Here is an 11,522-nt window from a genome sequence, read left to right on the forward strand (position 1 = left end):
GGACGGGCCGAGGTCGCCGGAGGTGCCGGACGTACCGGAGGGCGTGGGGGGCTGCGGGCCGGGCGGGGTGGTCTCCCGGTTCCCCGAGGGGCGGGGTCCGGGGGCGTCCGGGCGGGGGCCGGTGCCGCCGGGTCCGGTCCTCCGGTCGGGTGCGGAGATCTCCCAGTGTCCGGGGGTGCCCGGCCCCTGGTGCGGGTGCCAGGTGACGTCGAGGGCGGGCTGGGGACGGCGGACGCCCTCCAACGGGACGGTGAACGTGGTGCCGTCGGCGCCGGTGATCTCCAGGGGGCGGTTGAACGCGCGGGCGTAGCGGTCGAGCATCTCCCGCTGGAGTGCGGCCCGGGCGCGGTCGGCCTGGGAAAGGTGCGGGTCGAGCTGTCCGGTCAGCCGCTCGTCGCGGAGGCGGCCCAGGGCGGTCAGGTCGGGGTCGAGCCGGCCGGTGGCCAGGGTCAGACCGAGGGCCCGGCCGTCCAGGCCGCGGTCGTAGGCGCCGCGCAACAGGCCGTCGATGCCGTCCTTGCCCAGTTGCCGCTTGAGGTCGGCAAACAGGGTGTGGGGATCGAGGAGCGCGCCCGGGAGTCGTTTGCCCTTCTCATCGACCGCGAGCCGCTCGGGCAGGGCGCGCAGCAGCGAGTCCTGGGGCAGGCCGCCGTGCGGCAGCAGGTCGCCCAGGACATAGGTCAGGTTCCGGTCGAACGTGACGCCTTCGGGAGCGGTGGCCAGTGCGTGGGTGACGAAGCGCCGCTCGGACTGCGCGATGCCCACTTCGAGGCCGGGCCCGTCGGACGGCACGCGTACGGAGATGTTCAGGCCGAGGGTGTTGCCCTCCTCGCCCAGGCCCTCCAGCCGCTGGATGGTGGCCCACGGGCGCTCGTTGAAGGACTCGGCGAGAGGGGAGGTGCCCCGGTCGAGGCCCATCGGCTTGAACGGCTCGTCGGCGAAGCCCTTCTGCGGGCTTTTCCAGGCGTTCTGGACGGCCGTGCGCGTGTCCGCGACCTGGAGGTTGTCCTTGCTGTTGACGGTGGCCGGGTCGTCGACGAAGTTGTCCCGGCCGAAGGCGTGGTCCACCACGCCCTTGAGGGTGAGGTGTTCCTGCGGCAGGGCGCCCGCGCCCTTCGGTGTGCCCTTCTCCAGGAACCCGGCCATCAGGCGCGAGAGGTCGGTGGGGGTGGCGCCGTCCACGAAATCGGTGACGTAGGCGACACCGCGGTCGGGCAGGGTGTGGTGGGCCGCCGCGATCTTGCGGAGTTCGGTGTTGCCGGGGAGCGGCGGGAGGGTCTGGTCCAGCTCCCAGGCGTGGAAGTGGTTGAGCGTCTCGCGCAGGCCCTTGTACTCGGCGCTGCTGCCGCCGAACCGGATCTCCTTCCACACCCGTTCCGTACCGTTGCCGCTCAGGACTCCGTACCGCTCGATCATCTCCCTGCCCGCCACCCGGTGGTCGACCAGGGTGGCCAGGGCGTCCAGGAAGAGGTTGGGTTCGGGCCCGTAGGGCAGCAGCGGGTGGATGCCGGCCAGGGTGGTGCGGATGCGCATGTCGGCGTTGATGAAGGACCGGAACCTGTCCAGGTGTTCCTGGGTGAAGGTGACCTTGCCGCCCGGCCAGTACTTGTCCAGGTTCTGCTTCTTCCGGTCGCCGCGCGGCAGGGCCATGTCGGCGCGGACCTTCGCCTCCAGCCGCTCCTTGGTCTGCGCGAGCAGCCCCTCCAGGGACTTGTCGATCTCCAGGCCGTCGAACCGTACGAGTTCCCCGGTGGGCGGGGGCATCCGGTAGCCGCCGAGCATGCCCAGCGGGCGCAGCGGGGCGGTGTCGGGCCCCAGGGTCAGCGCGTCCTCGAAGTGCTCGAAGACATGCCGGCCGTCGGGGACGGTGTGGGGGTAGACGTCGAAGTCCATGAACGCGAAGTACGGGTGGGCGGGGCCGTTCGCCGCGCCGCCGTGGAACGCGTGCACCATGGCCCGGGACGCGGGGCTGGTCATGGTGTGGTTGCGGACGGTGCCGTAGGGGAAGCCGCCGTCGCGCTTGGGGGTGAAGGTGACGGCGGTCAGGGCCAGTGGGCGGTCGAAGCGGACACCGTCCATCGCCTGCCCCATCGCCCGGTAGACCGCCTCCAGCTGCTCGGCCGTGCCGTTGACGCCGATGACGACGCCGACGCGGCCCTCGAAACCCTCCAGTCCGTGGGTGACGGAGTCCAGGAACCGCTGGAGGCCGCCGTCCGCGAGGGCGTGGTAGGGGGCGATGGTGTTGACGACGAACGCGAGCGGGTGGCCGTTGTCCACGCTCTGCTTCATCCGGTCGAGGTAGTCGCCGGGTGTCATGGGGTGGTGGCCGTGATCGGGGAGCTTGTCGAAGGCGCGGTTGACCATGGTGCGGCCGGGCCCGCCGGCACCGGACGGAGTGCCGTCACCGGCGCCGTGCCACAGGGCGTACGGATCGTCCTCGGGCGACCAGTCGTACCGGCCGGGCGGGGTGGCGGTGTCGTGCGGGGCCGGCGGGAGGACATCGGCCGGGTGGCCGCCTCCGGTCCCGAGGTCCGTCGTACCGCTGCCGGCCGGGGTGGGTTCGGTGGCGGGGGTGCCGTGGGCCGGGTGCTCGACGGGTGCGACGTCCGGGTGCGGTGCGGTTTCCGTGGGCGCCGGGTGCGGTGTGGGCTCCGTGGCCGTCGGGTGCGGCGTGGTTTCCATGGGCGCCGGGTGTGGTGTGCCGGCGCCGGCCGGCCGGCCGCCGGGCAGCCTGTAGTGGTCGCCGAAGAGTTGCCCGGTGACGGCCTGGACCTGCGCACGGGTGCGCTGCGGGTCGACGCCGAGTTCGCTCAGGTGCTTCTCGGCGTCGGCGACCGCCGTGCGCCGGACGCCCAGGTCGTCCAGGGCCTCGCCCAGCGCGGGGTGGGGCTTGGTGCCCTCCGCCACGCCCGGGGACGGGGAGAGTTGAGTGACCTGCCGTTCGGCTGTCGCCAGGTCGGAGAGCGCGGTCTCGTACCGCACCCAGGCGGTGAGCTTCCGGCCGGCCTCCGGGCCGGTGGAGCCGCCGGTGATCAGGTCGTGCCGCAGCCGGAGCCGCTGGTTCATCTCGACGGCGGCCGCCGCGCCGCCGAAGCTGCCGCCGCGCGGCGCGGTGACGGGGCCGCCGGCGGGGTGGGCGTTCGGCGGACCGGCGGGCCGCGGCGTGCGGGTGGTCACCGGTTCCACCGTCAGGGCCTTCTCCTTGCCCTTGGCCACCGCACCGTCGGGGTGCGGGAGTTGGGGTACCGGTTCCGCCTTGGTGGCGGCCCCGGGGTGGGCGATCAGGTCCAGGGCGCTGTCCACGGCCGAGGTGCCGCTGGCGGTGCCCGCGGTGTCCAGCGCGGGGCGCGCCGAGACGCCGGCCGGGCCGGCGGCGTGGTCCGGGCCGGCCGCGCTCAGCCCGGCGGTGGGCCGGTTGTCCGCGCCGCCCAGCAGGTCCATCGCCAGCTCGCGGGAGGACCGCGTGGGGAGGGTGGCGGCGGGCCCCTTGGTGGTGAGGTCCTTGGTGAGGGATTCGGGGCCGGCCGCCGTCGGCTGCTTGACGCCCGCCGATACCTGCGGCGCGTCGATCGTGATCTGGCGGGACGTCGGGTGAGGGGTGGCGACGGTTCCGGGCGAGACGGTGGGGTGACCGGCGCCCGTCGTGGCGTGCACGCCCGGGAGGTCCACCCGGGGCGGCGGGCCGACCGGGGCCGTAGCGGCCACGGCGTGGGCGTCGACGGTGCGCGGGGCGCCGTCACCGATCCGCAGCCGGATGCCGTCCGCGCTGAAGGAGGTGACCGCCACGTCGCCGGAGGCCAGGGCGTGCAGTTCGGGGAAGGTCAGGTCGGACAGGGCCTCGGCGTGGCCGACCGCGCCGCGGGCCATGGCGATGCCGTCGCCGATGCCGGACACCGCGCCGGTGCCGACCACCGGCTCCGGGGCGCGCAGCGGCGCCGCGTCCGGCACCAGGTGGCCCACGGGTGACCCGGTGTGCGCGTCCTTCAGCAGGTCGATGGCGGTGGGGGCGGGCAGCAGCAGATTGTTGTCGAGCCGGACGTGGCCGAGCTGGAAGTCCAGTTGGTGGACGGCGGAGGCGGCGTCACCGCCGTGGACGCCCGGCAGGCTCAGCCCGTCCGGCCGGACGGCCCCGGCGGGCGTGCCCGACGGGACGTGCGGTGCGGCCGGGGCGTGCGTCCCCACCGTGGTGGCCGGGGCGGGCAGGTGGAGCGTCGGGAGCTGGGTGTGCGTGCCGGCCGTGGGAGACGGCAGATGCAGCCCGGAGGCGGGGACCTGGACGTGTGTTCCGGACGCGGGGAGCGGGGTGTGCACCCCGAGCGGCGGTGCCTGGACGGCGCCGGGCGCGCCGAAGTGGAGGCGGACCGGACCGTTCAGGCCGCCCGTGCCCAGGTGCCCGGGGACGGAGAAGCCGCCCGGCACGGTGAGGCCGAGGGCACCGGACGGGACATGGACACCGGCCGCTCCGGTGGGCCGGAACGACATCCCCGGCAGCCCGGACCAGGAACCGGACGGCGGGAGGTGGGTGCCGGCGAGCGTGGTGGGGTGGAACGGCACCAGTGTGCCCGGCCGCACCAGCCCGGCCCGCACCCCGCCGTTCAGCCCCGCTTCCCAGCGGCCGGCGTTGGCCAGCAGTTCGTGCAGGTGCGGCTGCGGGATGCCCAGCACACGTTCGGCGAAGGCCAGGCGGGCCGCGCCGCCGAAGCCGAGGACGCCGAGTTCGGCGGCGTCCAGCGGGAGGAGTGTGGCCACCGTCAGCCGCCCCAGCCGGGCGGCGTTGACCTGGGCGTAGGCGCCGAGTTTGGCCCAGTTCCCGTCCACGTGGCCGGTGATCTGCGCCCAGTCCTTGGCGACGGTGGTGACGAGCTTGTTCCAGCCGCCGCGGGCCAGGTTGCCCAGGCCCCGGATGCCGGCGACGACGTTGAAGGAGGGTGCCAGGTGCGCGCCGATGACGAGGGGCGCCACCACGATCTTCGGCAGCCCGCTCAGTACGGAGAAGTGGCCGATCTGGGCGAGGATGTTCCTGCCGCCGGCGGCGAGGGCGCCCAGGCCGCCCTTGAGGGCGTTGCCGACGCCCTTGATGATGGCGCCGACGGGCAGTGCCTTGGTGGTGGGGAAGAGCACGCCGAGGAAGGCCAGGCCCAGTTGCAGTCCGCTGGCCTTGCCCTGGCTGAAGTCCACGATGGTCTTGATCAGCAGGACGGCGTTCATGCCCCAGGCCAGGATGCCCAGGATGCCGCCGGTGAAGACCGCGATGACGGAGATGATGATGGTCAGCCACTCGAAGGCTTCCCAGAACAGGTCGCAGTCGCTGACCGGTTGCACCATCATCTGGCCGGCCGCGGACAGTTCCTTGTTGAGGGTGCTCGCGGCGGTGGTGAGGGCGTCGCGGGCGTCGTTGGCCCGTTCGACGTGGGTCTGGCGCTGCGGGTCGTCGTCGGCCAGGCCCTGGGCCAGGGACAGTGCCTGGTCGGCCTCGCCCTGGGCGGAGGACACCGCGTTGGCGTAGGCGCGCAGTGCCGCCTCCGCCTTGTGGAAGGACTCCTCTACGTGGCCGACGAAGTTGTGCAGGTGCTCGTCGACCTGGTCGCGCAGCGCGTCGGCGGTCTTGCCGACGAAGCGCTGGCCGTCGCCCGCGGTGTTCCGCAGGTCGCGCAGGCCGTTGTTGACGGTGGCCGCGTTGTTGGCGAGGTCGCGCATCGCGTTGGCGATGGTGGTGATGGCGGCGGGGTCGCCGGGGGTCGGATCTCCGCCGAGGCCGAGGGCTCCCCAGTCACCGGGACGCGATGCCACGCCGTTTCCTCCCGCAGTGTTGTGCCGGCTGTCTGCCTGGTGCGGCCGCGTGTCAACGGTCGGCCGCCACACTTAGATTCACGTGCCATCGAGGCGGAGGGTTCGCGATGTGAACAAGATCACTCCCCTTGGCTCCCGGCGCACGCCCCGGATCGTGAACCGTTTTCCGCCGGACTACGTTTGACCTGGTGGAGCCGTAAAACGAACAACGCGGGGGGCGTCCGGCCGCCGCGCCAGGGAGGTGACCGTGCCCGACATAGCCGTCGACTACGAACTGCTCAACGACGTGTCCCAGAAGGCCAAGGCGCTCAAGGACCAGGTCAAGCAGGCGCGGGAGAGCAAGCAGTCGTACTCCGTCGACGAGGTCGGCACGAGCGCGGCGGCGGCCGCGATCCGGAAGTACTACACGGTCTGGAGCAGTGCGTTCAAGCGCTCCGAGGAGAAGCTGGAGAAGCTCGGCAACCTCTATTCGGGGGTGGCCGAGCAGTGGGCCAACTGGGACTTCAACCTCGCCAAGGACGCCTCGAAGCAGAGCGCGTCGCTCGCCGCGGACCTCTACCGGGCCAAGGACAAGGAGTGGAACGCCTGGCACGACCAGGTGGAGAAGTACAAGAAGGAGCATCCGGACTGGAAACCGTCGGACCTTCCGTCGGAGCCGGAGAAGCCCGGTGAGCGCCCCCACGAGTGGGTCAGTGACGACGGCAAGGGCAACACCACGACCACGACCTACGAGTACGGCCCGGACGGCGAGCCGACCAAGGTCACCACGACCGTCCGCACCAACACCGGGCTGACCGCCACGGACACCACCGATTACCACCCCGACGGCACCTACGACGCCACCTCCACCGATGTGTACGGCAATGTCACCGCCACCAAGGGCACGTCGCAGGTGACCGAGACGTCCGACCAGAGGACCACCACGGACGACTTCACCGCCGTCACCACGGACCCCGACGGCAAGAAGTCCACGACCACGGGCACCAGCACCACGGTCCAGACCACCGCGACCGGTCACCGCGAGACGAAGACCACCTACACCACCGTCGGCCCCGACAAGGACGGCAAGGAGCAGACGGTGCACGGCACCACGACCACCTCCGTGGAGGCCAACGGCCATCAGGTCAGTACCACCATCGAGGTCAAGAAGGACGGCAGCGGCACCAAGACCGTGGTGACCGACGGCCGTACCGAGGAGTGGACCAGTAACTCCGCCGACAAGGACACGGGCTGGAAACCGAAGTCCGGCTGACGGCGGCCGGCTCACCGCGGCCGGGCGCCCGTGTCCGACCACCCCATCACCCACAACGCAAGGAGCAGCCATGCCCGCGGGCAACATCAGCCTCGACTACAGCGAGATCGAGCGCGTCGCCAAGGTCATGAACGACGCCGTGCGCGACATCAACCCGATGCTTCTGAACACCAAGACCACCGTCGAGGGCCTGCTGGACAACGGTCTGTTCATGCAGCAGAGCAGCCCCGCCCTCAAGGAGTCGTACAACAACCTCACCGCCTCGCTGCAGAAGGCGGTCGAGAGCATCAACTCCTTCGCCACCCAGTTCAACTCGATCAAGGAGCAGATCCAGAAGATGGACGAGGAGATCGCCAAGTCCACCAAGAACGGCTGACGCTCCGTACACGACCGTGCCCCGCGACCGGACGCTGATGTCCGGTCGCGGGGCACGGTCGTTCTCCCGAGGGGGCGTCAGCCGGTGCCCTCCTCGCGCAGCACGGTCTGCGGCACCAGCACCGACACCAGCGTGCCGGTCGCCGCGTCCACGGTCAGTCCGCGGCCGGGCTGCGGGCGGCTGCGCAGCAGGTCGTAGGGGACGCGGACACCCAGCAGATCCCCCTCGCCGGGGGACTGCGGCGACAGCAGCAGCGCCTTGCGGACCCGGCGCACCTGGCCCATCCAGCCGATGCCCGCCCCGGTCAGGGTCTCCGGGGTCCCGGCGGCCACCAGGCCGATGCCACGGTCGCGGCCGGTGGTGGCGATCTCCCGCAGGACGGGGTCGGCCGAGGGGAGCTGGGCCAGCATGTCCGCGTCGTCCACCAGGACGACGACGGGGCCGCTCTGCGCCTCCAGGGCCGCGGTGACCTCGTCGTTCGACGGGTCGGCGGCCTCCAGGACGGTCGCCTGGGGGTGCTGCGACAGGGCGCGCAGCGGCGACTCGCGCGGGGTGAGGACGACCAGCCGGGTGCCGCCGGCCAGCAGGGAGACGGCCACCGTGGCCAGGGCGGTGGAGCGGCCGCCCCCGGGCGGGCCGCTGATCAGGAACGACGGCGCGTCACCGGCGAAGTCCACGCCGATCGGCGCGAGTTCGTCGCCGCCGACGCCGAGGAGGCCCCACAGCGGGCGCCGGTCGGCCTCGGCGACCTTCTCGTAGGCGTCGGTGAACGACACCTGGCGGGGCAGGCTCAGTACCCGTGCCGGGCGGCGGGCGGCCGGCACCGCCCGGTCGCGGCGGGTCGCCGTCTCGCCGATCGCCCGCAGCGCCTCGGCCTGTTCGCGGCCGGTGACCGGGCCGTGCGGCGTCGCGCCCACCAGCGCGACCTGTGTCTCGACGGCGCTGCCGCCCTGCCAGCCGCGGCCCTGCGGCACGACGGCGGGCACCTGCTTGGGCGGGATGCCGGCCAGGCTGTACTCGTTGCGGTCGGTCAGCCGCAGCAGCAGCCGCGCGTCGTTGAGGGAGGCCACCTTGCCGGTCATCAGAGCGCGTTCGGAGGTGGCGATGACATGGACGCCCATCGGCGCGCCCTCGCGGATCAGCGCGGTCAGCTCCTGCATGGGGCGTCCGCCGTCGTGGTCCCCGAGCAGGGCCGCCAGGGAGTCCCAGCCGTCGACCAGCACCACGAGGTGCGCGGGGCGGTCGGCGGGCGGGAGCAGGGCGCGCAGCTCGGTGAGGTTGGCCGCGCCGTGGGCGGTGAGCTGTTCCTGCCGCCGGACCATCTCGGTGGTGAGGCGGGCCAGCAGGCGGTTGAGGCGTTCCAGGTCGGCGCGCGGCACCACGGCGCCGCAGTGCGGCAGGGCGGTCAGCGCGGTCAGCGCGCCGCCGGCCGCGTCGATGCCGTAGAGGTGGACGTCGGCGAGGGAGTGCCGGCGGGCCAGGGCGCCGCCGATGGTGCGCAGCGCCTGGGAACGGCCGGAGCGCGGGGTGCCCAGGATGTAGAGGTGCCCGAAGGACGACAGGTCCAGTTCCAGGGGTTCCTGGCGCTGTGCGTCGGGCAGGTCCACCAGGCCCCAGGGGACCGGTGCCAGGCGCCCGTCGCCGGGGTCGGGCCGCTCGGGGAGGTCGTCGAGGCCGACGGCGTGCGGCAGCGCGGGCAGCCAGGGGCTGGGCTGCCGCGGCACGTCGAGCTCGGTGGCGGCCTCGCAGACCGCGTCGACCAGGGCCGTCAGGTCGGTCGGCGCGTCCTGGTCGAGGGCCTGGGCGGCGAGGTCGTCGTCCTCGGTGGTGTGTTCCGGGTCCGGTTCGGCGGCCGGGCGGCCCAGCAGCGACCAGGTGACGTCGCCGACCGACAGGCGGGCCGGGGTCCCCGCCGGGTCGTCCTGGCGGGGTTCGGCCTGCTTGGTGAGGGGCACGCCGGTGTCCTTGCGGACCGCGCCGACGTAGGCGGTCTGGAACGGCAGGACGGAGCGGTGTCCGATACGGGCCAGGGCGCGGCCGGGGGTGGCACTGGAGATGGTCACCGCGTCGTTGACCTCCAGGACGTCCTGGCTGTCGAGGGCGTCGGTGACCCGCAGCGAGATCCGCAGGTTGGTGTTGGCGCGGATGTCGGCGGTGACCACGCCGGCCGGACGCTGGGTGGCCAGCAGCAGGTGCAGGCCGAGGGACCGGCCGCGCTGGGCGATGCCGACGAGTCCGGGGACGAACTCCGGCACGTCGCGGGCGAGGGTCGCGAACTCGTCGATGATCAGCAGCAGCCGGGGCAGTGGCGCGAGCGCCGGGTCGCGGCGGCGCATGGCCCGGTACTCGGTGTGGTCCTTGGCCCCGGCGTCCGCCAGCAGCCGCTCGCGGCGGGTCAGTTCGGCGCTCAGGGACGTCAGGGCGCGCTCGACGAGATGGCTGTCGAGGTCGGTGACCATGCCCAGGACGTGCGGGAGGCGCTCGCAGCCGGCGAAGGCGCTGCCGCCCTTGTAGTCCACGAGCACGAACGTCATCTCGTCGGGGCGGTTGACGGCGGCCAGCGTCGCCACCAGGGTCTGGAGCAGTTCGGACTTTCCGGCGCCGGTGGTGCCCGCCACCAGGGCGTGCGGTCCGTCCTTGACCAGGTCGAAGGTGACCGGTCCGGTGTAGCCGACGCCGAGCAGGGCGCCGGTGGAGGCCGGGCGCTTGGTCCAGCGGGCGGCGAGGTCCGCGGCGCGCGGCGGTTCCAGTTCCAGCAGGTCCAGCAGGCCGGCCTTCTCCGGCAGGCCGTCGGAGCCGTCCGGGGTGACGTCGCGGACGGGTGCCAGGGCGCGGGCGGTGCGCTCGCACCAGGCGGGGTCCACCAGGTCGGGGCGGATGCCGGTGAGGTCGGCGCTGCCGGTGCGGCGCAGCGTCAGGTCACGGGCGCCGACCGCGCAGACGGTGGTGCATTCCTCGGGGAGCATCCGCTCCTCCAGGTCCAGGCAGATCAGGAAGACCCGGACGGCGGGCCCTTCCTTGAGCACCTGCACCACGCCGGGCACGTCGCGCAGCCGGCGCGCGCCGTCCAGCACCACCACGAGGTCGGGTTCGGCCAGCAGTGCGCCGCCCATGGCGGACTCCCGGGAACGGGCCCGGGAACGGATGGCGGAGACGAGTTCGGAGACGCGGTTGGCGACCGTCTCCGGGTCGTTGCCCACGGTGACGGTGGGGCCGCCGGACGGCGGTGTGCCGACGCCGCCCTCGCCCGGCCGGGCGTGCGGCAGCCAGCGCACCCACTGCCAGGCGGCGGCGCCGGACGCGTCCGTGAGCACGGTGATCCGGACATCGCGGGGGCTGTGCAGGATCGCGGCCTGGGCCACGGCCCAGCGGGCCAGCGCGCGGGTGGCGTCCGCCTCTCCGGCGATGCCGAAGACGCCGTCGCGGCACAGGTCCACCCCGATCGGCATGTCCGGTATCCGCCAGTTCACCGTGCGGTGATTGTCCTCGCGGGCGCTGTCCTCGATGGTCAGCAGCGAGGACTGGGCGACGGTGCCGACCCGCAGCAGCAGGTGGTCGGGGTCGCCGCGGCGGCGCTCCCACAGCCGGGCACCGGGGCCGACGGCCCACAGTCCGGCCGAGGCCGGGTCGGGCCCCGCGGCGACCCGCAGGGCCCGCTCCCGGTCCACCCGGTCCTTGACGTCCTGCTCCAACGAGGCGCGCCGGGTGCGGTGGTTGGCGACGGCCTCCAGGAAGTCGCGGTGGCCGCTGCGCCGTCCGCTGACCCAGTTGGCGACGGCCAGCACCGGGCTGAAGAAGGCGAACATCAAGTAGAAGTAGGACTGGAGGAAGACCACCATGCCCACGCCCATGAACAGTGGCGCGATCATCACCAGCAGGGGGATGGTGCGCTTGCTGGGCGGGGCGGGCGGCGCGGGCAGGGTGAAGCGCTCGGGCACCAGGGGCGGGACGATGCGCGGCGGCCGGTTGAAGTCGAGGTGGGTGCCGTCGTCGGAGGCGGCGATGGCGGCGTCCGCCTCGGTGGGTTCGGTGATCCGCAGCAGGAACTCGCCCACCCGCAGTTCCCCGCCGAGCGGCCACGGCTCCCAGCCCTCCGGCAGCGGC

Annotated in this window: 4 protein-coding genes; 2 read left to right on the forward strand and 2 right to left on the reverse strand. The window is 73.3% G+C overall.

From position 1 onward, the window contains the following. Positions 1 to 5,790: putative T7SS-secreted protein (locus AC51EU_RS20710; RefSeq protein WP_496268503.1), on the reverse strand; the 5,790-nt coding region annotated here is incomplete at its 3' end. Positions 5,791 to 6,037: 247 nt separating this feature from the next. Between AC51EU_RS20710 and AC51EU_RS20715 the strand changes: the two genes are divergently transcribed. Beyond that, positions 6,038 to 7,042 (forward strand): hypothetical protein, encoded by a 1,005-nt coding sequence (locus AC51EU_RS20715; protein ID WP_496268504.1) that lies wholly within the window; start codon positions 6,038 to 6,040, stop codon positions 7,040 to 7,042. 70 nt (positions 7,043 to 7,112) lie between these two features. After that, positions 7,113 to 7,418: a hypothetical protein gene (locus AC51EU_RS20720; RefSeq protein ID WP_496268505.1), complete on the forward strand. Its 306-nt coding sequence runs from the start codon at positions 7,113 to 7,115 to the stop codon at positions 7,416 to 7,418. A 77-nt stretch (positions 7,419 to 7,495) separates the two neighbouring features. Here the strand turns inward: AC51EU_RS20720 and AC51EU_RS20725 are convergent. Further along, on the reverse strand, positions 7,496 to 11,522 hold a 4,027-nt coding region (locus AC51EU_RS20725), incomplete at its 5' end, for an FtsK/SpoIIIE domain-containing protein (protein WP_496268506.1).

Source organism: Candidatus Streptomyces philanthi (assembly GCF_059553635.1).